At 39.3% G+C, this 22,631-nt stretch carries 17 protein-coding genes, 4 tRNA genes and 4 pseudogenes; 14 read left to right on the forward strand and 11 right to left on the reverse strand.

Annotated features, from left to right (window positions below; translation table 11 throughout):
• Positions 1-33: 33 nt before the first annotated feature.
• The 11 genes and pseudogenes from D2C78_04005 to D2C78_04055 form a co-directional block, all read right to left on the reverse strand.
• A complete protein-coding gene (locus D2C78_04005) occupies positions 34-969 on the reverse strand; it encodes a chemotaxis signal transduction protein CheV (GenBank protein QEF35155.1) in 936 nt (311 codons plus the stop codon).
• A gap of 3 nt (positions 970-972) precedes the next feature.
• Positions 973-1,731, reverse strand: coding sequence for a UDP-2,3-diacylglucosamine diphosphatase (locus tag D2C78_04010; protein QEF35156.1), 759 nt, complete (start codon positions 1,729-1,731; stop codon positions 973-975).
• 1 nt (position 1,732) lies between these two features.
• Entirely contained in the window at positions 1,733-2,401 is a 669-nt protein-coding gene (locus tag D2C78_04015) for a YggS family pyridoxal phosphate-dependent enzyme (protein QEF35157.1), read from the reverse strand.
• Positions 2,402-2,423: 22 nt separating this feature from the next.
• Positions 2,424-4,274, reverse strand: coding sequence for a menaquinone biosynthesis decarboxylase (locus D2C78_04020; protein QEF35158.1), 1,851 nt, complete (start codon positions 4,272-4,274; stop codon positions 2,424-2,426).
• 9 nt (positions 4,275-4,283) lie between these two features.
• Positions 4,284-5,858: a phosphoglycerate dehydrogenase gene (locus tag D2C78_04025; GenBank protein QEF35159.1), complete on the reverse strand. Its 1,575-nt coding sequence runs from the start codon at positions 5,856-5,858 to the stop codon at positions 4,284-4,286.
• A 15-nt stretch (positions 5,859-5,873) separates the two neighbouring features.
• Complete coding sequence (locus D2C78_04030) at positions 5,874-6,425, reverse strand: hypothetical protein (GenBank protein QEF35160.1); 552 nt, start codon at positions 6,423-6,425, stop codon at positions 5,874-5,876.
• Positions 6,426-6,453: 28 nt separating this feature from the next.
• Positions 6,454-8,124 carry a 30S ribosomal protein S1 gene (locus D2C78_04035; GenBank protein ID QEF35161.1) on the reverse strand — a complete coding sequence of 557 codons (1,671 nt, stop codon included), beginning with the start codon at positions 8,122-8,124 and terminating at the stop codon, positions 6,454-6,456.
• A gap of 120 nt (positions 8,125-8,244) precedes the next feature.
• Complete coding sequence (locus D2C78_04040; GenBank protein ID QEF35162.1) at positions 8,245-9,069, reverse strand: 4-hydroxy-3-methylbut-2-enyl diphosphate reductase; 825 nt, start codon at positions 9,067-9,069, stop codon at positions 8,245-8,247.
• Positions 9,059-10,348: a 3-phosphoshikimate 1-carboxyvinyltransferase gene (aroA, locus tag D2C78_04045; protein ID QEF35163.1), complete on the reverse strand. Its 1,290-nt coding sequence runs from the start codon at positions 10,346-10,348 to the stop codon at positions 9,059-9,061. Before aroA ends, D2C78_04040 begins: the two co-directional genes overlap by 11 nt.
• Before the next feature lie 14 nt (positions 10,349-10,362).
• A pseudogene (locus tag D2C78_04050) lies at positions 10,363-12,656 on the reverse strand (phenylalanine--tRNA ligase subunit beta).
• Complete coding sequence (locus D2C78_04055; GenBank protein ID QEF35164.1) at positions 12,656-13,642, reverse strand: phenylalanine--tRNA ligase subunit alpha; 987 nt, start codon at positions 13,640-13,642, stop codon at positions 12,656-12,658. Before D2C78_04055 ends, D2C78_04050 begins: the two are co-directional and overlap by 1 nt.
• Before the next feature lie 80 nt (positions 13,643-13,722).
• On the opposite strand from D2C78_04055, the gene D2C78_04060 reads away from it, so the two are divergent.
• The 14 genes and pseudogenes from D2C78_04060 (at position 13,723) to D2C78_04125 (ending at position 22,507) form a co-directional block, all read left to right on the forward strand.
• On the forward strand, positions 13,723-14,037 hold the full coding sequence (locus tag D2C78_04060) for a histidine triad nucleotide-binding protein (GenBank protein ID QEF35165.1): 315 nt from the start codon (positions 13,723-13,725) through the stop codon (positions 14,035-14,037).
• A gap of 18 nt (positions 14,038-14,055) precedes the next feature.
• Positions 14,056-15,378, forward strand: coding sequence for an aminotransferase class V-fold PLP-dependent enzyme (locus tag D2C78_04065; GenBank protein ID QEF35166.1), 1,323 nt, complete (start codon positions 14,056-14,058; stop codon positions 15,376-15,378).
• Positions 15,379-15,403: 25 nt separating this feature from the next.
• Positions 15,404-15,994 (forward strand): DUF3972 domain-containing protein, encoded by a 591-nt coding sequence (locus D2C78_04070; protein QEF35167.1) that lies wholly within the window; start codon positions 15,404-15,406, stop codon positions 15,992-15,994.
• Between the two features lie 104 nt (positions 15,995-16,098).
• Positions 16,099-18,489 carry a molybdopterin guanine dinucleotide-containing S/N-oxide reductase gene (locus D2C78_04075; protein QEF35168.1) on the forward strand — a complete coding sequence of 797 codons (2,391 nt, stop codon included), beginning with the start codon at positions 16,099-16,101 and terminating at the stop codon, positions 18,487-18,489.
• Entirely contained in the window at positions 18,479-18,739 is a 261-nt protein-coding gene (locus D2C78_04080; protein ID QEF35169.1) for a hypothetical protein, read from the forward strand. Before D2C78_04075 ends, D2C78_04080 begins: the two co-directional genes overlap by 11 nt.
• Positions 18,663-19,154: a hypothetical protein gene (locus D2C78_04085; protein QEF35170.1), complete on the forward strand. Its 492-nt coding sequence runs from the start codon at positions 18,663-18,665 to the stop codon at positions 19,152-19,154. Before D2C78_04080 ends, D2C78_04085 begins: the two co-directional genes overlap by 77 nt.
• A gap of 10 nt (positions 19,155-19,164) precedes the next feature.
• A pseudogene (locus D2C78_04090) lies at positions 19,165-19,296 on the forward strand (GMP synthase).
• 140 nt (positions 19,297-19,436) lie between these two features.
• A pseudogene (locus tag D2C78_04095) lies at positions 19,437-20,689 on the forward strand (glutamine-hydrolyzing GMP synthase).
• Positions 20,690-20,773: 84 nt separating this feature from the next.
• Positions 20,774-21,523 (forward strand): 4-hydroxyphenylacetate catabolism regulator HpaA, encoded by a 750-nt coding sequence (locus D2C78_04100; GenBank protein ID QEF35171.1) that lies wholly within the window; start codon positions 20,774-20,776, stop codon positions 21,521-21,523.
• Between the two features lie 185 nt (positions 21,524-21,708).
• A tRNA-Pro gene (locus D2C78_04105) sits at positions 21,709-21,786 on the forward strand.
• Between the two features lie 67 nt (positions 21,787-21,853).
• Positions 21,854-21,930: transfer RNA gene (locus tag D2C78_04110), tRNA-His, on the forward strand.
• 59 nt (positions 21,931-21,989) lie between these two features.
• Positions 21,990-22,066: transfer RNA gene (locus D2C78_04115), tRNA-Arg, on the forward strand.
• Positions 22,067-22,088: 22 nt separating this feature from the next.
• Positions 22,089-22,165: transfer RNA gene (locus D2C78_04120), tRNA-Arg, on the forward strand.
• A 121-nt stretch (positions 22,166-22,286) separates the two neighbouring features.
• Positions 22,287-22,507, forward strand: a pseudogene (locus D2C78_04125) (hypothetical protein).
• The last annotated feature ends 124 nt before the right edge of the window (positions 22,508-22,631 follow it).

Genomic DNA, 22,631 nt, shown 5'->3' on the forward strand with positions numbered 1-22,631 from the left:
AGATAAGAGTATTTTACAATTTTATAAAAAGAATTATGCATTCTTGTCTAAAATCTTAGAAATTTCTTCGGTGAATTTTTCTGCGTCAAACTTGACTAAATACGCTACAGCCCCCATTTCTTTAGCCCTTTCAGCGCTGTAATTATCGCAAATAGAAGAATTAAAAATCACAGGAATATAAGCAAACCTAGGGTCTTTTTGGAGCTTGAATAAGAAATGATAGCCATCCATTTTAGGCATTTCAACATCTGAAATAATGAATTTCAAATGCTTTCTCAAGTCGTCCCCGTATTTTTTGAACAACATTTCTAATTTGTTCAACCCGTCTTCCCCATCCACAGCTTCCGTGATGCTAAAACCCAATTTACTCAAATGGTTTTTTAAGGTTTTTCTCGCCGTTCTGCTATCGTCTAAAAACAACACTTCGCCTTCAAAACGCTCTTTAGGGGTATCTTTGGTGTTTTTAGTGTCTTCATTAAGTTTTAAATCGTCTAAAATGCTTTCTAAATCCAAAATGAGCAAGGTTTTGTCGTTTTCAATGCGTGTCGTGCCGGTGATATTTTCTTTATTGATGCTATTAGAGGCGCTAAAGGATGCAGGCTCCACATCTTTCCAGCTAATGCGCCTGATACGCCTAGCCGAATGGACTAAAAAGCCCAATTTAACATTGTTAAATTCAGTGATAATGACGATTTTTTCGTTTTCCTTGCTTTTATCCGGGACAATCCCTATCCATTTAGCCAAGTCTATAAGCGGAATGATTATGGAGCGCAAATCAAACACGCCGATAATGTAATCCAAATTCGTGGGGTATTCAAAAAGGGTGGGCATGGGGATGATTTCTTGGACTTTAGCCACATTAATGCCATAAATCCCCTCATAAGGGACGCCCTCTTGCATGCCATAAATACGAAAATCCACGAGTTCTATCTCGCTTAGTTTTAAATCGTTAGCTGTTTTTTCTGCCATGATTTAGGCGTCCTTATTTTGAGATGGTTTTAAAACGCTTGATGATACCTTAAAAAGGCTTTGTTCGTAATAAAAGGAAGGCAGTGGGCAGTAAATGGGCACATTCAAGGGGATTTTTATACCGCTTTTGAGGTGAAAATGCCCCTCTATAATGCCATCAATCCTATCAAGGTTAAGATCTTTAATGTAGTTTTGATAGGCTTTTAGGCGCTTTTCAATAAAAGATTGCAATTCTTTTGGCTCTAATTCCCAAAGGCGGACGGGTTTTTGATAGATGCGTTTTTTCAAAAAAGGGTATAAGGTTTTAAAGCTCGCAAAATTTAAAAAAGTTAAAAAAAATCTCGCCCAAGTGGAAGTGAGTTGCGTGATGTAAAATTCATACGCTTTAGTGGTGAATAAATCCCCATGGGCTAGCAAAAAGCGTTTGTTATCGTATTGGAATAATACGGGTTGGTTGTGGCGCTCAAAAACCATTACTTTGGAATTGAATACAAAACGCATGGAAAAATCATGGTTGCCTTCAAAATAAAAGACTTGTGAAATTTCGCTTAACGCATGGATTAAATCAATGATTTTTTGCTGCTCTTTGTCTAGGGGCAAGTAGCCCACAAGAACATGGAAAATATCGCCCATGAAAAAGACTTGTGGGGGTTTGGCGCTTAAAAGTTCTTGAAGCGTATGGATTAAATGAGGGCTTTTAGGCAAAAAATGCGCATCAGAGATAAAAACAGCCCCATTTTTAAGCGCATAAGTTTCTAGCATCTTACTCTTTGAACAAAAAAGAGCCAATCCTTAAAAGATTCGCCCCACAAGCAATCGCTAATTCAAAATCATCACTCATGCCCATTGAAAGAACGCTCGCACTCTTTAATCGGTCAAAAAGCTTTTTGGTGGTGATAAAGGATTTTTCAATTTCCTTTTCATCATCGGTGTGCGCCCCTATACACATCAGCCCCTTAAGTTTGAGGCGCTTGCAAGTTTCACTGATTTGAGAATAAATTTCTAGCGTTTCTTCAGGCACCACCCCGCTTTTACTTTTCTCATACGCGCTATTAACCTGTAAAAGAGCGTTTAAATTGACGCCCAATATTTCGCAACGCTTTTCTATCTTCAAAGCGAGTTTTAAAGAGTCTAAAGAATGCAAAAGGGCGGGTTTTAAATTCAAAAGTGCATTGATTTTATTTTCTTGTAAAGAGCCTATCATGTGCCATTCAAGGGGCAAATGCTCTAAAGAATGCATTTTAGTTTTTAAATCTTGAACTCTATTTTCTCCAAAAGCCCTTTGAGAGCAGTTGTAGTAATGTTGGATAGCTTCTGGGGAAGCGTTTTTTGAAACAGCCACGATTTTGACAATATGATGCCTTGAATAGGCGGTGCGAGCCTTTTCTATTTTGGTGATGAGAGTATCAATCCTTTGGCTATAATCTGTCATAATCTTTCTTTATGGCTATTCTTTATAGATCTTCTTTGTGCGTGCTGAAAGAATGCGTGAGATGGAATTTTTGATTTAAAGTTTCAAAATCTTTTAAAAGCCCTTTCTTTTTCAAATTTTCTATGACTTCCATGGAGCAATTGGTTTCGGTGGGCCATTCTCTAAAATGTTTATCCATAACGCCCTTATTGGTAGCGTCTATAAAAAAACAATGTTTAGAGGTGAGGATATCGCGCTTAGCATCAATATTATTAACGATGCGCCATAACAGCATGTAAGGGTTGTTTAAATCGTTGCTGATATGCTCTACAAAGATGACAATGCGTAAATGCTCTTCAAAACCGAGCAAGTTTTTAGCCAATTCAATGACGCTTTTGTCTTTCTTTTCCACGCTAATGATGCAAATGGGGTTACGGGTGTGCGGGTAATATTGCTTCAAAAGAACGATATTTTGCATTTTATCTTGTAAAAGCGCTAGTAGGGCGTTATCGTTTAAAAGCGTGGGGTAGGGGGTATTGCTTTTAGAGGTCGCATCAATACCGAGTTTCCCCCCCATAGCGTATTCAGGGCTTGCATGATCTAAGGCGTCGCATATGCCTTGAGAGATGAGCGCGTTTTCTTTAGAAAAATTCTCTAGTATATACTCAATGATAGCGTTGGTGTCTCTTAGATTAGGAGCGTCTTCATTGACAAAAATCGCATGTTTGACAAAACTCATCTGCCCCACGCCCCAAAAAGCGTGCATGACTTGTTTGGCATGAGCGTTATAGCGTGTGTGTATTTTAGCTAAAATCAAATTATGAAACACCCCATTTTCTGGCATGTAATAATCTATGAGATTGGGGGCGTTCATTTGAAGCAAGGGCAAGAACAAGCGTTCAGTCAAATACCCCATGTATTTGTCTTCTAAAGGGGGCTTACCCACCACAGTGGCTAAGTAAATGGAATCTTTTTTATAGCTAATGGTTTTGACTTCTAAAACAGGGTAAGGCTCAATGGGGGTGTAATAGCCAGTGTGATCCCCAAAAGGCCCTTCAAGCTCTAGCTTTTCGCAATCCACAAACCCTTCTATCACAATATCGCAGTCGCTTGGCACGCTCAAAGAGTTGCTCAAGCATGGCATCACGCGTGCTTTTTTTCCTCTCATAAACCCATAGAGCATGAGTTCATAAATCCCATAAGGTAAGGGGGCTGTCGCGCACCATGTGTAGAGCAAATCCCCACCAATAGCGATACTGACAGGCATTTTGACTTTAGCCTTAGCGTATTCGTGGAAAAAGAGTTGGGAGTCTTTATGGATTTGCCAGTGCAAGCCTAAATGGTTTTTATCATAAACTTGCAAACGATACATGCCTAAATTCTTTTTTTTATGATCCAAGCTTTGGGTATAGACTTGCCCCATAGTGATAAAAGCCCCGCCATCTTTTTCCCAAGTTTTTAAAACGGGTAGATCCAACAAATTGATTTCTTTGTCTTGCTTGATGATGAGATCTTTAGGGCGAGTGGTTTTTTTAGGGAAAATGTGTCTTAAATCCCATAAATCTTTTAAGACTTTCAAACCCTCAGTGAAATTTTTAGGAGCACTAAAGTGCAAGAACGCTTGCATGCGTTGTTGCAGGCTTTCTATGGGGGTTTTTAATAAAAGATCCAAGCGTTTGAAAGAACCAAAAGCGTTCATTAAAACAGGCATGCCAAAGGTTTTGATTTGGTCATGCTCTTTTCTTATGGGTTGCGTGAATAAAAGGGCTTTGCCTCCATTAGGTTTTTTCGCTTCTATATAGGCTAGATGAGCGATTTCTAAATCCACTTCAAGGGGGGTGTCAATGACTTCTAATTCATTATGTTTTTTTAAAAGCTTTAAAAAATCTCGCATCCAACTACCTTAAATAACCACATAATGAACGCTTAAGCATGCAGGAATGTTTTTAAGCTCTTCTAAAACTTCTAAAGAAACTTCTTCATCTACAATAATGAGCGCTAGGGCTTCTTTTTGCGTGTTGCGCCCCAAACGAAAATCAGCGATATTAATGCCATGCCTAGCGAACGCATTCCCCACGCTCCCAATAACGCCTGGAATATCCGTATTCCTAAATAGAAGCATTTTACCTTTTGGCTCTATATCAATATGAAACCCATCAATCTCAGTGAGTTTTAAAATATCTTCTTCAAACACCGTGCCGCTCACGCTGATTGCACCATTAGCCGCATTTAAAGTTAAAGAGAGCATGTTTTTATAGGGCGAAGCGCTTTCTTTAAGGCTAACCCTAATCTCAATGCCTCTTTCTTTGGCCACAAAGGGGGCGTTAATGTAATTGATTTTATCCCCTACAACAGGTTTTAACACCCCCACTAACGTAAAGGCTACAAGGGCGTCTTTGAATTGGTTGATCTCCCCACAAAGACTGAGCTCAATTTTTTGGCACACGCCTTTATGGATTTGACTGGAAAAATAACCCAATTTTTGCGCCAAATTCAAGTAGGCTTTAGCGCTTGCATCAAAAGCTTGCATGGGTAAATTTAGAGCATGCGGGTGGCTTGAACCTCTTAAAGATTCCATAACCCCTTGAGCGGCTTGTTTGGAAATTTCTTCTTGGGACTCTAAAGTGTTCGCGCCAATATGGGGGGTCGCATAAACATTGGGCAAGTCTAAAAGCTTGTTGTGAATGCCAGGCTCTTTAGAAAAGACATCAATGCCAAGCCAACGCACTTTTTTGGTTTCTAAAGCTTCATAAAGAGCGTCTTCATTATAAAGCCCACCCCTAGCGCAATTAATTAAAATAACCCCTTTTTTCATGCGTTCAATCTCTTTAGCGCCTATCATGTTAATGGTTTCTTTATTTTTAGGGGTGTGGATAGTGATCATGTCGCATTGCAAAATGTCTTCAAAATTTTTTGTGTAAATGACCCCTAAATCAGTGGCTTTTGAAGAAGGGATATAAGGATCGTAGGCTAGAACCTCCATTTCAAAGGCTTTAGCTCTAATGCCCACCCTAGAGCCAATATTCCCAAAACCAATGATGCCTAGCTTTTTATTTTTCAATTCCGTGCCATACCAGTCTTCTCTTTTCCATAGCCGTTGGTGTTTGATTTGATCGTTCGCACAAGGGAATGAACGCACCGCATTGATCAAATGCGCCATGGTCAATTCCACAGCGGCAATCGTGTTAGCGGTAGGGATATTCATCACTACAATCCCTTTTTGAGAGCAGCTTTCTAAATCAATATTATCCACTCCCACGCCCGCTCTCACGATGGATTTTAAGTGGGTTAAGGGCTTTAAAAAATCGCTTGTGATAGGGGTCATGCTGCGAGTGATGAGCGCATCCATGGGAGTGAGTTTTTCTAAAAGCTCCTTTTTAGGGCATTTGGAATAATCATGCAAGACAATGTCTTTTTGAGCTTCTAAAATTTGAATGCCTTTAGCATGGATGGGGTCGCAAATGGCTACTTGATACATTTTTATCCTTTGAATTTAAAAAACAGCATGATAGCGTATTTTATAATAGTCTAAATCAGCCAGCAAGCGTTCTTTTTTATTTTCATCTAAATAGATGATGAGGTTGGGTTGGTTTTTGGTGCTATCGTAAGCATAATCAATTTGTTCTTTTTTAAGGATTTCTTTTAAACACCACCATTGATAGTCCTTTAAATCCTTAATGATAAGCTTTGAATATTCCCTTTTTTTTTCTTCAAAAGGGATTTCAAAATAATGCTCCACAACGGGGTAATTGATAGATTCTTGTGCATCAAGGTTTTGAGAAAGGGAGTTATTGCGATCTTCTTCGTTATGGGAGGCTTTTTCATCGTTAGGGGTATTAGGATTATTGGGGCTTTCTTCTAGGTTGATTTCATGGCTTTTTGCATCTGTTTGAGAGAGACCTTCATTGGTTTGAGAGATCGCATGTGTTTGAGAGATCGCATGAGAAGTAGCGGGCATTTCTTTTTTAACGCTTAAAAACAAATAGGCTAAAACGCCAAGAGCGACAGCTAGGGAAATAAAAGCAACAACACCCTTAAATCTCATGCCATTCTCATGCTTTTAAAATCGCTCTTTAGAGTTTTTCTTTAAGAATATCCCCTAAAGTCATTTTATCATCGCTCGTGTTAAAAGCTTGCAATTCTTCTTTTTCTTTTTTGCACTCTAACCTATGCACAGAAGCACGCACCTTGTTGTTAGATTTTTCAATCGCAACCACCACGCATGTGATTTCTTGGCCTATTTTGATTTCATCTTTTTTCAAGGGGTTTAAATCTTCATTTTTGATCAGTACATCAATGCCATCAGCATTAATGAAAACGCCAAAATCCTTAATACTCACCACTTTGCCTTGAATCACGCTGTCTGTTTTATGCTTTTGAGCGAATTCTTCTGTAGGGGAAGTAACCAAGTGCTTCGCGCTCAAAGAAATCTTTCTATCTTTTTTGTTGATTTTAAGGATTTTCACTTTGATCACATCGCCAATTTTATAATGGTCTTTGCATTTTTTATCTTTATCCCAAAAAGCGTCGTGATTGTGGAGCAAACCATCCACCCCACCCAGATTCAAAAACGCCCCAAAATCCGTTAAAGTCGCCACTTTGCCTTCTAAAACATCTCCCACTTGGTGTTTGGATTCAAAAACATCAAAAGGCCTGTTGGTGAGTTGTTTTAAAGAAACCCTTAAGCGGCGGTTTTTTGGATCAATGTCAATGATCTTCACATCAATCTCTTGCCCCACGCTCAAGTAGTTGCTAGGGTGGCTGACATTTTTATCCCAAGAGATTTCAGAAACATGCAAAAAGCCTTCAATATCATTACCAATATCCACAAACGCCCCATAATTTTCAATATTGCTCACCACCACCTTAATGGCGTATCCGGGTTTTAGTTTGTCTTGGATCTCTTCCCATGGGTCTTCTATGGTCGCTTTTATGGAGAGTGAAAGGCGTCTTTTTTCTGCATCATAAGCGATGGCTTTGACATAGACTTCATCGCCCTCTTTGTAGTATTTCTCAGGATTGACTGGCCCTTTATGGCTGATTTCAGAATAATGGACCAAGCCCTCAATCCCCTTAGCTTCTACAAAAATACCAAAAGGGGTGATCTGGCGCACAACCCCTAACACCGGCTCTTTAGCTTCTAACAATTCTTTAGAAACCTCAAGCTGCCGTTTGTCATTGACTTCAAAGAATCGTTTGCGAGAAATATTGATAGAATGGTTTTCCTTATCCACACGAATGATGCACGCTTTAATGCGTTTGCCGATATGGTTTGCGTCATTCTTTAAAGAAGAGTGTGAGCGGGAGAGGAAATACTCCACGCCTTGAGACTCCACGATATAGCCCCCTTTATTCTTGCCTACAATCTTGCCTTCAATAATAGCGTTTTCATAGTTTTCGCCCAATTCTTCAATTTTAGCCTGAATCTTTTGTTGGGAAATGGCCTTTTTGTAGGAAACGCTAGGGTGTTCACCTTTCTCGGACACATGCACGATAATGGGGTCATTTTTTTGATACAGCAACTGCCCCTTTTCATCGGTGATCTCACTCAAAGCCAAACGGCCTTCTGTCTTACCGCCCACGCTCACCATGGCATAACCATCATTCTCATTGATGGAAACGATTAGCCCTTCTTTGATAGTGCCTTTTTCTAAGGTTTCTTCTTTTTCTAATTCTTTTTTAAAGAGTTTTGCGAAATTTTCCTCCTCGTCATTAAAGTTCTGATCATCTGCTATCTTGCTCATTGACTGCCTTACTATAAAATAAATATAAAATCCTTAGGGACATTGTATCCTTTTTTGGCTTACAAAATCGTTTAAAAACTAACAATTAGCGGTTTTTTTAAAGAAAATTTTCAAAATGTGTTAAATCGTGCTGATTTTCTGCTTGACATTTTCTATAATCCAGTCCGGCGTGGAAGCCCCAGCGGTAATCCCGCACAATTTTTTATCCTTAAACCACGCCAACTCTAATTCGTTTTCATCTTCTACCAAGTAGCTGTCTTTGCAATGCTGTTTGGCGATGCTTAGGAGCTGTTTGGTGTTTGAAGAAGTTTTACCGCCCACGACTATCATAATATCCACTTCCTTACTCAAATCCAAAGCGGCTTTTTGGTTGTAGGAAGTAGCGTTACAAATCGTGTTAAAAATACGCACTTCAGTGCATCTTTCCACCAAATAAGAAGCGATTTGTAAGAGTTTTGGGGTTTGTTTGGTGGTTTGAGAAACTAAAGCCACTTTTCGTTGGAGCTTTTTTTCTTGCAATTCTTCTAACGAATTGACGACTAAAGCCTGGTTAGTGGCATAGCTGATCACGCCCTTGACTTCAGGGTGGTTAATGTCCCCAAAAAGCACGATTTGATACCCTTCTTTACTCATGGATTCCACGATTTGTTGGGGTTTGATCACATACGGGCAAGTCGCATCAGTGATTTTGACCCCCTTATTTTTCAAGTATTCTAAATCCTGCTTAGGAATGCCATGGGTTCTTATGATCACGCTCTTATTTTTAGGGATTTTTTTAGGGTCTTCTTCAATTTTCACATTGAAGTTTTTTTCCAAACGATTGATTTCTTTAGCGTTATGAATGAGCGAGCCAAAAATCAAGCTGTTTTGATTTTTTTCAGCGATTTGTATCGCTCTTTTGACGCCAAAACAAAAACCATAATCCTTAGCCATTTTAATTTCCATTAAAACTCCCTTTTTTGAATAGATTGAGTAAGCGTTTGAATTGCGGGAAAGAAATGTTTGCGCATTCTAAATTATCAATTTCTAAAGGCAATGCTAAAGTTAAAATAGCGAAACTCATCGCAATCCTGTGATCGTTAAAGCTTTGGATAAGGGGGGGTTTTTTTTGAGAAAGGCACTGTTTTAATTGGCTTACATCTTCTAATCCTTCTATGCAAAACCCGTCTTCAAACTCTTCGCACTCAATCCCTAAAGCTTTGAAATTAGAAACAACCGCTTTAATCCTATCGCTTTCTTTAGATCGTAAATCTTTAGCGTTTTTAACCATGCTTTTGCCTTTTGCAAAAAGCATAGCGATACTTAAAGCAGGGATTTCATCAATAAGGCTGGCGATATTTTGATCAATGTTAATCGCTTTTAAAGGGGCATGCTCTATATAAATGTCGCCAATCATTTCTAAATCTTTGGATTGAATCGCATACTCTATATGAGCACCCATTTTTTTCAATACTTCAAAAGCTTCTATGCGAGTGGGGTTGAGCAAGACATTTTTTAAAAGAAGGCGGCTTTTTGGCGTAATCGCGCAAGCGAGGGCGAAAAAAAACGCGCTAGACGGATCATTAGCTATCGTAAAATCAAAGGCTTCTAGGGGTTTTTCTAGGGGTGAAATTTTTAAAACGCCGTCTTGATTTTGAATGTTAGCCCCCAAACTTTTAAGCATGATTTCTGTGTGGTTACGGCTAAGCTCGCTTTCTTTATAAACGCTTACGCCTTGAGCTTGTAAGGCGCTTAAAATAAAAGCGCTTTTGACTTGAGCTGAAGCGATAGGGCTTTCATAATCGCAAGCTTTTAAAGGGCTCCCTAAGATCACTAAGGGGGCGAAATGGTTATCTTCTCTCCCTAAAATCTTTGCCCCAAAAGCTTTCAAAGGCTCAATGATTCTTTTCATGGGGCGCACGTTTAAGGAATTGTCCCCGCTTAAAACAAAAAGGCCTTTTTGAGCGCTTAAAAGCCCGCTGTATAAACGCATACTGGTGCCAGAATTGTTGCAATTTAAAATCTTGTTAGGCTCTTTTATAGCCGTTGGGGGCGTGATTTTAAAAGAATTTTTGGCGGTATTTTCCACTTTAGCCCCTAAATTTTGAGCGATTTCTAAAGAGCTTAAACAATCTTCTCCCATTAAAAAATTCCGCACAACACAAGGCTTTTGAGCGAGTAGGCTAAAAATAACGGCTCTGTGCGAGAGCGATTTATCGCTAGCGTTAATGTCAAGCTCTATCACAATTATCCTTTATATTATCCCTTAAGGCGGGCGTTAAATTCTTTTTCTAAAATTTCAAGCGCTTTTTGCACGGCTGAATTGACCTCTTCATCATTCAGGGTTTTTTCTAAAGAATGGATCACGCAACGCACGCTTAAGGCTATGGTGTTATCGCTTTCTTTAAAAACATCAAGGGGTAGAATCTCGCTTAAATTAGGGATTTGAGCGTCCTTTAAGGCTTTTTTAATCCTGCTAAAAGCGGTATTTTCATCAATGATGAGAGTCAAATCCCTCACACTACTAGGGTAAATGCTAAAGGGTTTTAACAGCATGGCGGGGCGTTTGAGTTTAAAAGCGTCTATCTCAGCATAATAGCTTTCAAACAAATCCAATTCCTGGATCACTTTAGGGTGGATTTTAGCGATCACGCCTATGATTTCATTATTTTGAATGATTTTAGCGCTCTGGTAGGGGTGGTTAATGGGGGTTTGAGTGGTTAGTTTTTCCAGGCTAAAATCCCCTATAACTTTTGAAACGCATTCAGCGAAAGAATAAAAATCCCAAGCCTTGCCCTTAGCGTCAGGGTAGCTTTCTTTTTTTTGTAAGCCGCTTACTAAAAAGCCTAGTTTTTGGATTTCTTCTCTCTTAGAGTTATACACGCTCCCCTTTTCATAAAGGGCGATGCTTTTAAACCCTAAATTTTTATTCCTTAAGCTGGCGTCTAAAAGCCCACAAACAAGGCTCGTTCTTAGGGTGTTTAATTCCGTTGTGATAGGGTTTTGCAATTCTAGAGAATCTTCTAAAACTTCAAAGCCTAGTTTTTGCTGTTTTTCTTTAGAGTAAAACACGTAATGAATGACTTCTTTAAAACCGCAAGCGAGAGCCTTGTGTTTAAGGTTTTCAAAAAAGCGGTGCGTGTCGTAATGGGGGTTTGATTTTTTGTTACTGACGCTATCAAGGGGCTTTGAAATCAAATGATCAATCCCTACAAAGCGTAAGATTTCTTCAGCAATATCTTGGATTGTTTTAATGTCATGCCTGAAATTTGGTGCAACAACCTCTAAAATTTGGGGTTTTGAGTTTGACACTTTTGCGCTAACTTTAAAGCCTAAATTTTTTAAAATGCCTTGAATTTTTTCTTCTTCTATGGCAAGCCCCAAAATCTCGGTAATGTCTTCAAGTTTGAATTTAAGGGCGCGATCTTTTAAGGCATGCTTAGTTTGTTTGCTTTCTAAAATCGCCGCTTTCAAATGAGCGCTTAAAAAATTCAAGCCGTCTGATAAATTAGGGTTGCTCCCCCTAGCGCTTCTATAAATAAGGGCGTTGTCTTTTTGAAGCGTTTTATCTTTTAGGGCGTGCAATTTTAAAGACAGGCTTATAGGATCAGTATAGCTCGCTTCTAAAAGCAAACACTCGCTCAAATCTTTTTGATCTTGATGCTTGATAGCGATAGTGGAGCGTTTTTGATGGTTAATATAAACGCTTTCAAGGTTGTTTTCATCGTTTTTCACGCTCAAATCAATAGGGGTTGCATCCAGGCTATAAGCGTTCATCACCACCCCACTAAAATGTGCGCTAAATTCTATGAAATTGTTTAGATCGTTCTCGCTCAAGGCATTATTATGAGCGAGCGAAAGTTTGACATTTAAAGGGGTTTTTAAAGAATGATTGCAAATCAAATAATAAGCCAAATGCGATTCAATATTTCGCCCGCATGAAGCGTGATTAAATTGCTTTTTGGCGTAAAATTTAAAGCCTTAATGGGCTTTAGGGGCGTGTGATAAAACGCGCTAATCTCTCTAGCAATCCCTAAAACGCTCAAACAATCCCCACGATTAGGAGTCAATGAAATTTCTAAAACATGCGTGTTGAAAGGGGCGTATTCGTTTAATCCTTTCCCTAAAACCAACTCCCCAACGCTCTCATCTAATTCCAAGATGCCATCATTGATTTTAGGGAAGCCCAATTCATTGCTAGAACAAATCATGCCACAGCTTTCAACCCCCCTAAGATCAGTTTTAGCGATGGTTGTTGAGCCGATTAGCGCCCCATTTAAAGCGACTGGCACGAATTGGTTTGGCGCGACATTTTTAGCCCCACACACGATTTGTAACACTTCCTTGCCCACACCCACTTGACACACGCTGAGTTTTTCAGCGTTTTTATGGGGGGCTTTTTCTAAAACTTTACCAACAACCACATTTTTAGGAGCAACACAAGGGATACAGCTCTCCACTTCTAAACCTAAACGGCTCAAATCCTCACAGAGTTTGGCTATATCTTTAGGCGCATCTACAAAAACGCTCAAATCATTAACGCTCAGTTTCATTAAAAGCTCTCCAACACCCTCAAATCAGTTTCAAAGAAACTGCGCAAATCATTGATCTGGCAAGTCAGCATGGCCAATCTTTCAATCCCCATGCCAAAAGCAAACCCGCTCACATTCTCATACCCTATGGCTTCAAACACCGCATTATTGACCATGCCACAGCCTAACACTTCTAGCCAGCCTGTGTGCGAGCAAACCCTACAGCCTTCTTGCTTGCAAAAGACGCAACTAATATCCACTTCAGCGCTTGGCTCTGTGAAAGGGAAAAAGCTAGAGCGCCACCTTAATTGCACGCCGCCAAAGAAATAATGCAAAAAGTCTTCGATCACGCCTTTTAAGTGCGTGAAACGGATATTCCCTTTTTGATCCACGACAAGCCCTTCAATTTGATGGAACATGGGCGTGTGGGTCAAATCATAATCGCGCCTAAAGGTTTCGCCCAAACAAATCATCTTAATGGGTGGGGTTTGTTCTTGCATGGTGTGGATTTGAACGGGCGAAGTGTGGGTCCTTAAAAGCTTGTGATCTTTAAAATAGAAAGTGTCTTGCATGTCCCTTGCAGGATGGTAAGGGGGCAAGTTTAAAGCGCTGAAATTATGGAAATCATCTTCCACCAAAGAGCCGATTTCAAGCTTGTATCCTAATGGGGTAAAAAATTCAATGATTTTATTTTTAGTGTGATTTAAAGGGTGAGAAGAGCTTGTTTTAATAGCGTTAAACAAACTCACATCAATTTTTTCTTTTTTCAAGCGTTCTTCTAATTCAAACTCTAAAATCGCCTTTTTTTTCAATTCAAAGGCCTTTTCAAACGCTTGTTTATAATGGTGGATTTCTTTAGCAAAGGCGTTTTTTTCTTCGCCGTTTAGATGTTTGAGTTGGTTGAATTTATCCGCAAAAACCCCCTTTTTACCCAAAGCGTTCAAGCGTGCTTCTTCTAACTCTTTGCTATTAGTAACCTTTTCTAATCGCTCTATTAAGGTGTGCAATAACGATCCTTATATTTTATTTTTAAAAAGCTATAATACAACTTTAATAAAAGAAAAACCTTAAAAGGGAGCAAAAAAGCATGAATGTGTTTGAAAAAATAATCCAAGGCGAAATCCCTTGTTCTAAGATTTTAGAAAACGAGAATTTTTTATCCTTTTATGACATTAACCCTAAAGCTAAAGTGCATGCGTTAGTGATCCCCAAACAAAGCATTCAGGATTTTAATGGCATCACCCCAGAGCTTATGGCTCAAATGACAAGCTTTATTTTTGAAGTGGTGGAAAAATTAGGCATCAAAGAGAAGGGTTACAAGCTTTTAACCAATGTGGGTAAAAACGCCGGGCAAGAGGTGATGCATTTGCATTTTCATATTTTAAGCGAGGATATGCATTAAAAGCGTTGGTGGTATTTCGTGCAAGCGTTTTTAAACAGGAGTTTTGCTCCCTTACTCAATCCTAATGAAAGTCCTTTAGAGCAAGTTAAATCCAGTATTATCTTAAAAAAAGGGGTGTCTTATTTTGACTGGGGGGCTTCAGGTTTAGCGAGCGTTTTAGTGGAAAAGCGCGTGAAATCTTTACTGCCTTATTATGCGAACGCTCATTCTGTCGCTTCTAAACATGCGATTTTAATGGGCATGCTTTTAAAAGAGTGCCAAGAAAAGTTGAAGCGTTCTTTAAATTTGAGCACTAATCATTGCGTCTTGAGTGCGGGGTATGGGGCGAGTTCAGCGATTAAGAAATTTCAAGAAATTTTAGGGGTGTGTATCCCTTCAAAAACGAAGAAAAATTTAGAGCCGTATTTGAAAGATATGGCTTTAAAGCGTGTGATTGTAGGGCCTTATGAGCATCATTCTAATGAGATTAGCTGGCGTGAAGGCTTGTGTGAGGTGGTGCGTATCCCTTTGAATGAACATGGTTTATTGGATTTAGAAATTTTAGAGCAAACTTTAAAAAAATCCCCTAACAGCTTGGTTTCTATAAGTGCGGCTTCTAATGTAACCGGACTGCTTACGCCCTTAAAAGAAGTTTCATCATTGTGTAAGAAATATAAGGTCGCTTTGGCTTTGGATTTAGCGAATTTTAGCGCGCATGCTAACCCTAAAGATTGCGAATACCAAACCGGTTTTTATGCGCCTCATAAGCTTTTAGGGGGTATTGGAGGGTGCGGTCTTTTAGGCATTTCTAAAGATTTGATTGACACTCAAATCGCCCCGAGTTTTAGTGCAGGGGGCGTGATTAAATACGCTAATTGCACACGGCATGAATTTATTGATGAATTGCCTTTGAGGGAGGAGTTTGGCACGCCAGGATTGTTGCAATTTTACAGGAGCACTCTAGCGTATCAATTAAGAGATGAATGCGGTTTGGATTTTATCCATAAAAAAGAAAACAACCTTTTAAGAGTGCTAATGCATGGCTTAAAAGACTTGCCCGCTATTAATATTTATGGGAATTTAACAGCGAGTCGTGTGGGGGTAGTGGCTTTTAATATTGGAGGGATTTCGCCCTATGATTTAGCGAGAGTTTTAAGCTATGAATACGCTATTGAGACCCGGGCAGGTTGCTCTTGCGCGGGGCCTTATGGGCATGATTTATTGAATCTTAACGCTCAAAAGTCAAGCGATTTTAACGCTAAACCTGGATGGCTTAGAGTGAGTTTGCACTTCACGCATTCCATAAACGATATTGATTATTTGCTAGACAGCTTGAAAAAAGCGGTTAAAAAATTGCGTTAAGCTAAAACTATTTTTAAGGAAAAATTTGGATATTTTAGATTTGAACAAAGTGCAAGCGGTGCAACAAAATGAGCGAGAGGCAGAGGATAAAGAAAAAGAGTCTAAAGAGCCGGTGGTTTTAGAAGATTTGAGCGCTTTAGCATGGCTTGAATTAGAAGAGTTTAGCCGCCTTTCAGGGCTTCCTAAAGAAAGGATTTTAGAATTAGTCAATCTTGGTAAAATCAAAAGCAAAATAAGCCACAACAAGCTTTTAATTGACGCGAGCAGCGGGACAAACGCTCTAATCAAAAAGGTAGAAAACAATTTGATTTCTATGGATATGAACGGGCGTTCTTTAGAGCCTGTGTTTGTGGAAAAGACCATTAACACGATTTTAAACTTGCATGATAAAGTCATTGGCGCTAAAGATGAAACGATTTCAGCCTTTAAAAATGAAAACATGTTTTTAAAAGACGCTTTAATCTCTATGCAAGAAGTTTATGAAGAAGATAAAAAAACCATTGATCTTTTGCGAGATGAACTCAATCAAGCGAGAGAAGAAATTGAATTTATGAAGAGGAAATACCGCTTAATGTGGGGGAAAGTCGCTGACATGAGCAGCGTGAATAAAAAGTAGTTTTAAATTAACACCCGGGCTTTGAGGGCTTATTAGCGGTAATTTATGTGAATATATGTTAGAATTTGGGGTATTTTAACAGAATACAAGCTTGAAGGAGAACCATGTCCATTTCACGCAGAAGTATCCTAACAAAAATCCCAATCGCGCTCGCTAGCGCTAATTGTTTAAAAGCTGTTGGTGTTTTTGAAAAAGTAGAATCCATTCCGCATGCAACGCATTTTGGCCCCTTTATCGCAAAGGTTCAAAACGGAGTGATTAAAGATATTATCCCCCAAAAGAGCGATTATAACCCTACCATGATGTTAAAAGCGATGGCAGATAGGGTGTATTCAGATAGTAGGGTAAAGTATCCTTGCGTGCGTAAGAGCTTCTTAGAAAACAAAAAAAACCACAAAGAATTGCGCGGGAGAGAAGAGTTTGTGCGCGTGAGTTGGGATGTGGCACTGGATTTAGCGGCTAAAAAGCTTAAAGAAATCCCTAAAGAAAACATCTATAACGCCAGTTATGGTGGCTGGGGGCATGCGGGCAGCTTGCATCGTTGCCATCATTTAGCATGGCGTTTTTTTAACACGACTTTAGGGGGGGCTATTGGCACTGATGGGGAATATAGTAATGGCGCGGCTGCAAGAATAAACCCTATGATTGTAGGGGATATGGAAGTTTATTCGCAACAAACCACGCATGAAGAGATGATTAAAAATTGCAAGGTGTATGTCATGTGGGGGGCGGATTTATTCAAGTGCAACCGCATTGATTATTTTGTGCCAAACCATGTCAATGATGGCTACTACCCTAAATATAAAAGAGCTGGTATTAAATTCATTAGTATCGATCCCATTTATACCGAAACCGCTCAAGCCTTTAGCGCTGAATGGATACCCATTCGCCCTAATACTGATGTAGCGTTAATGCTAGGCATGATGTATTATCTTTATACGAGCAATCAATACGATAAAGCGTTTATCGCTAAATACACTGATGGCTTTGATAAATTCTTACCCTATTTGCTAGGAGAGAGTGATAATGTGCCTAAGACTTTGGAGTGGGCGTCTCAAATCACTGGAGTGAGCGCAGAAAAAATCAAAGAATTAGCGGATTTGTTTGTTTCTAAACGCACTTTTTTAGCGGGTAATTGGGCCATGCAAAGAGCTCAGTATGGCGAACAACCTGATTGGGCGTTAATTGTTTTAGCCAGCATGATTGGTCAAGTGGGTTTATCTGGTGGGGGCTTTGGCTTTTCTATGCATTATGGAGGAAACGCTCAAGCAAGCTCAGGAGCAAGAATTGTTCCGATGATTTCACAAGGGCATAATTCTGTAAAAAGCGTTATTCCAGCATCTAGAATTTCTGAAGCGATTTTGAATCCGGATAAAGAAATTGATTTTATGGGTAAAAAACTTAAATTACCTAAAATCAAAATGATCTACAATTGCGGGGCGGATTTATTAGGGCATGAAGCTGATACAAACGAGCTGATTCGCGCTTTAAGGACCTTAGATTGCGTGATCGTGCATGAGCCTTGGTGGACGCCTACGGCGAAATTTGCTGATATTGTCTTTGCTTCCACTAGCACTATGGAAAGAGATGATATTACTTTTGGAGGGAGTTATTCTAAGAATGTGGTTTATGCCATGCGTAAGGTGGTAGAGCCTGTTTATGAATCTAAAGACGATTATGAGATTTTCAGACAGCTTGCTTTGCGCATTGGGGGCAATGAAACAGAGCAGAAATTCACTGAATCTAAGAGTTACATGGAATGGATTAAGGGCCTTTATGAAAAAAGCGATGGCCCTACTTTGAAATCGTTTGATCAATTTTGGAGGGATGGCTTTGTGGAGTTTGAAATCCCTGAAAATGCGAGAAAGTTTGTGCGTCATGCGAAATTCAGGCAAGATCCTATTAACAATAAACTGGATACAGAGAGCGGGAAAATTCAAATTTTTTCTCAAAAGTGCGCGGATTTTAAACTGGCCGATTTTAAAGGGCATCCTACTTGGTTTGAGCCAGCTGAGTGGCTAGGCTCTAAAATGGCTGAGATTTATCCGTTCCATTTAATCTCTCCGCACCCAAAATACCGTGTCAATTCACAGCTTGATAACACTTGGGTTAGGAATGTGTATAAAATTCAAGGCAGAGAACCTGTAATGATCAACGAACTAGACGCTAATAAATTAGGCATTAGGCATGGTGAAATTGTGGAAGTGTTTAACGCTAGGGGGAGGTTGTTAGCAGGGGCGTTTGTAACTAAGAATATCCGTCAAGGGGTTTTGAGTATCCAAAAAGGGGCGTGGTATGACCCAGAAGATGAGAGGGTTAGAAACCCACGATGCAATGGAGGGCATGTGAATACGCTCACTTCTTTACGCCCCACAAGCAGCATGACACAAGCCATTTCAGCCAATACCGCCTTAGTCAATATCAGAAGACTTAGAAGGTATGAATTAGTCAAACCCTACCATTCTATTTCAACACCAAGCATCATTGGGGCTTAAACGGAGTGAAAATACTAGCATGAGAGTGTTTTTACCCAATAAAGACTTAATAACTAAAGACTTGACTACTAGCCAAGCCAAAGCGTGGGGTGATTCTCAATTTTTATATTATAATACTTTGTGCCATGCAGCCTGTAGTTATGCAACCGATGATAAGTCAAGGATTATAAAAGATGAGCGTTTTTCAAATGAGTTTGAAATGTTGCGTGGGGTTGGTTTTGTTTATGGGGGTCTTATTAGGGGATTTTAAAGCTTTTAAGGTTAGGGTGGATAAAAGTTTAGCTCTGCCCTTTTTAAATGTGCTTTCATTAGCTTTTAAACAAGACATGAGAAAAGAGGTCGTTTTTGTTTTCACCAAAAGCAACAAGTTGAGTAAAAAAGTGTTTTGTGGTTTTGACGCTTTTTTATTGCCTGAATCTCTGATGAGCAGTATGCCTAAAAAAGTGCTATTCCATAAGGAGTTTTTATTCCAGTCTAAAGAAAGTAAGACGCTCTATGCGTTTTCGCTGATTGATTCTCAATATTGCTCAAAAGGTGGAAATTACAGATACGAACTAGAAAAATTAGAACGCTGGTTTGTGCAAAAAGCGCCTGAGTTAGCTGAGAGCCACAGAGTGGATTATAAGAGCCAGTATGATAAAACACAAACAAAAAAACAAAAATAAAGAATGAGCGATGATTTTAGTATTAGATTTTGGGAGCCAATACACACAGCTGATTGCTAGAAGATTGAGAGAGAGTGGGATTTATGCAGAAATAGTCCCTTTTTTTGAAAGCATAGAAAACATTCAAAAAAAAGCCCCTAAAGGTTTGATTTTGAGTGGGGGCCAGCGAGCGTGTACGCTAAAGACGCTTACAAGCCTAACGGGAAAATCTTTGATTTGAATGTGCCGATTTTAGGGATTTGCTACGGCATGCAGTATTTGGTGGATTTTTTTGGTGGGGTGGTGGCTTGTGCGAATGAGCAGGAATTTGGTAAGGCTGTTTTAGAAATCGTTCAAGATTCTGTGATTTTTGAAGGCGTGAAGATTAAAAGCCTTGTGTGGATGAGCCATATGGATAAAGTCATAGAATTGCCTAAAGGCTTTACTACCCTTGCAAAAAGCCCTAATTCCCCCCATTGTGCGATTGAAAACGGCAAGATTTTTGGCTTGCAATTCCACCCAGAAGTCATTCAAAGCGAAGAAGGGGGTAAGATTTTAGAAAATTTCGCTCTTTTAGTTTGTGGCTGTGAAAAAACTTGGGGGATGTGGCATTTCGCTCAAAGAGAAGTTGCAAGGTTGAAAGAAAAAATTGCTAACGCTAAGGTTTTGTGCGCGGTGAGTGGGGGCGTGGATTCTACGGTGGTCGCTACGCTATTGCACAGAGCCATTAAGGATAATTTGATCGCTGTTTTTGTGGATCATGGCTTGTTGCGTAAAAATGAAAAAGAAAGGGTGCAAGCGATGTTTAAAGACTTGCAAATCCCTTTAAACACGATAGACGCTAAAGAAGTCTTTTTGTCTAAATTAAAGGGCGTGAGCGAGCCTGAGTTGAAGCGAAAAATCATCGGCGAAACCTTTATTGAAGTGTTTGAAAAAGAAGCCAAAAAGCACCATTTAAAAGGCAAAATTGAATTTTTAGCCCAAGGCACTTTATACCCTGATGTGATTGAATCTGTGAGCGTTAAAGGGCCTTCAAAAGTGATCAAAACCCACCATAATGTGGGCGGACTGCCTGAATGGATGGATTTTAAACTCATAGAGCCTTTAAGGGAATTGTTTAAAGATGAGGTGCGCTTACTGGGTAAAGAATTGGGCGTTAGCCAGGATTTTTTAATGCGCCACCCCTTTCCAGGGCCTGGGCTTGCTGTAAGGATTTTAGGCGAAGTCAGTGAGAGTAAGATCAAACGCTTGCAAGAAGCGGATTTTATTTTTATAGAGGAACTTAAAAAAGCCAATTTGTATGACAAGGTTTGGCAAGCTTTTTGCGTTCTGTTGAATGTCAATTCTGTGGGGGTTATGGGGATAACCGCACTTATGAAAACGCTATTTGCTTAAGGGCAGTAAATGCGAGCGATGGCATGACAGCGAGCTTTTCATTTTTAGAGCATTCTTTTTTAGAAAAGGTTTCTAACCGCATCACTAATGAAGTGAATGGTATCAATAGGGTGGTGTATGATATTACCTCTAAGCCGCCAGGAACGATTGAATGGGAATGATTATCTTAAAAAATAGCGCTAAAAGTGGGATTTTTTGGGTAAGATTAGGAATTGATTTTAAAGAAAAAGAAAGAAAGGAATTTAATGAAAAAAGGTAGTTTGGCAATCGTTTTAGGATCGTTACTAGCAAGTGGGGCGTTTTATACGGCTCTAGCTGATGGAATGCCTGCAAAGCAGCAGCATAATAATATGGGTGAGTCCGTGGATTTGCATTTCCACTATCCTATTAAAGGCAAGCAAGAGCCTAAAAACGGCCATTTAGTTGTCTTAATCGATCCTAAGATAGAGGCTAATAAAGTTATCCCTGAAAATTATCAAAAAGAGTTTGAGAAGTCTTTATTCCTCCAATTGAGCAGTTTTTTAGAGAGAAAAGGCTATAGCGTTTCGCAATTTAAAGATGTTAGTGAAATCCCTCAAGACATCAAAGAAAAAGCGTTGCTCGTTTTACGCATGGATGGGAATGTGGCTATCTTAGAAGATATTGTAGAAGAGAGCGATGCGCTTAGCGAAGAAAGAGTTATAGATATGTCTTCAGGGTATTTGAACTTGAATTTTGTTGAGCCAAAAAGTGAAGATATCATCCATAGTTTTGGTATTGATGTTTCAAAGATTAAGGCTGTGATTGAAAGAGTGGAATTGCGGCGCACCAATTCTGGAGGTTTTGTCCCCAAAACTTTTGTGCATAGGATTAAGGAAACCGACCATGACCAAGCCATTAGAAAAATCATGAATCAAGCTTATCACAAAGTGATGGTGCAGATCACCAAAGAGTTAAGCAAAAAACACATGGAACATTATGAAAAAGTTTCTAGTGAAATGAAAAAACGAAAGTAGTTTTTAAGAAACGAAAAGTTTAAAAATCCTTTAGAGCTGTTTTTAAAAAAGTAGCTTTTTAAAAGGGTGGGGGAGTTGGAATTAATACAATTTTTGAGTGCCGCTTTTGATTTTAGCGGCATTTTTGAAAAATTACGCTCAAAAATTAGAAAATTCAGCTATAATAATGCTTCATGTGAAAATTTCGGGGCGTAGCGCAGTCTGGTTAGCGCACTTGGTTTGGGACCAAGGGGTCGAAGGTTCGAATCCTTTCGCCCCGACCACTTTTTTACATAATTTATTGTTCTGTTTAAGATTCTTTGGTAGAATATCGCTTCCTTTCATTGAATGGTGGGAGTAGCTCAGTCGGTTAGAGCATCAGATTGTGGTCCTGAGGGTCGTGGGTTCAATTCCCATCTTCCACCCCATCTCATAAAATAAGCGTTTTACCGAGTTTATGTTAGTCATTCCTTTATTTGAATTGTAAGCGTTCGTAGCTCAATTGGATAGAGCACCAGACTTCGGATCTGGGGGTTAGGGGTTCGACTCCCTTCGGGCGTACCACCTAACATTAATACCATTCAATGCGCTTGTAGCTCAGCTGGATAGAGCAACAGCCTTCTAAGCCGTAGGTCGCAGGTTCGAGTCCTGCCAAGCGCACCACTTTTGACATTCTTTAAAGAGGAGTTATGGATTCTTTAGAGTGGGGATTACTCATTTTCTTAATTCTTGTTTTTCTTATAGGCATAGGGTACTACATCTTTATGGTTTTTTCTTCTAAAGATTGATCATCAAAATAGCCTAATTACAAGTGGTAGGGTTGGAAACTCCTAAAACACAAATCTTGCATGAAAAAATTCAATAAAAGCGGTTATAAAAACATAAAAAGTGAAACATGTAATAAGAATAAAAGACATGCACATTATCCGTGACTTTATCGCACCGAACATGGAAAGCTTTTTGACTACGGCCTGTGCGAAATCCTGCTATAAAAATATTAAATAAAGCAAGATTTGTTAAAAATTAAGGCTGTATTTTAATTGTAAAATGTAAAAATACTCAAAGCATCGCATCAAGCGATGTAGCGATCTAAAAAGAGGCTCACAATTGAGCTAAAGCCCGCTTTTTA

This window comes from Helicobacter pylori (assembly GCA_008032935.1).
Classification (GTDB): domain Bacteria; phylum Campylobacterota; class Campylobacteria; order Campylobacterales; family Helicobacteraceae; genus Helicobacter; species Helicobacter pylori_CX.

Bases quoted from the DNA above. Each gene is read 5' to 3' on its own strand.
- D2C78_04025 (QEF35159.1), bottom strand. From the start codon at position 5,858: ATGTATCAAGTAGCCATTTGCGACCCCATCCATGCTAAAGGCATTCAA.
- D2C78_04010 (QEF35156.1), bottom strand. From the start codon at position 1,731: ATGCTAGAAACTTATGCGCTTAAAAATGGGGCTGTTTTTATCTCTGAT.
- D2C78_04060 (QEF35165.1), top strand. From the start codon at position 13,723: ATGAATGTGTTTGAAAAAATAATCCAAGGCGAAATCCCTTGTTCTAAG.
- D2C78_04015 (QEF35157.1), bottom strand. From the start codon at position 2,401: ATGACAGATTATAGCCAAAGGATTGATACTCTCATCACCAAAATAGAA.
- D2C78_04035 (QEF35161.1), bottom strand. From the start codon at position 8,124: ATGAGCAAGATAGCAGATGATCAGAACTTTAATGACGAGGAGGAAAAT.
- D2C78_04100 (QEF35171.1), top strand. From the start codon at position 20,774: ATGAAAAAAGGTAGTTTGGCAATCGTTTTAGGATCGTTACTAGCAAGT.
- D2C78_04020 (QEF35158.1), bottom strand. From the start codon at position 4,274: ATGCGAGATTTTTTAAAGCTTTTAAAAAAACATAATGAATTAGAAGTC.
- D2C78_04030 (QEF35160.1), bottom strand. From the start codon at position 6,425: ATGAGATTTAAGGGTGTTGTTGCTTTTATTTCCCTAGCTGTCGCTCTT.
- D2C78_04040 (QEF35162.1), bottom strand. From the start codon at position 9,069: ATGGAAATTAAAATGGCTAAGGATTATGGTTTTTGTTTTGGCGTCAAA.
- D2C78_04075 (QEF35168.1), top strand. From the start codon at position 16,099: ATGTCCATTTCACGCAGAAGTATCCTAACAAAAATCCCAATCGCGCTC.
- D2C78_04085 (QEF35170.1), top strand. From the start codon at position 18,663: ATGAGCGTTTTTCAAATGAGTTTGAAATGTTGCGTGGGGTTGGTTTTG.
- D2C78_04005 (QEF35155.1), bottom strand. From the start codon at position 969: ATGGCAGAAAAAACAGCTAACGATTTAAAACTAAGCGAGATAGAACTC.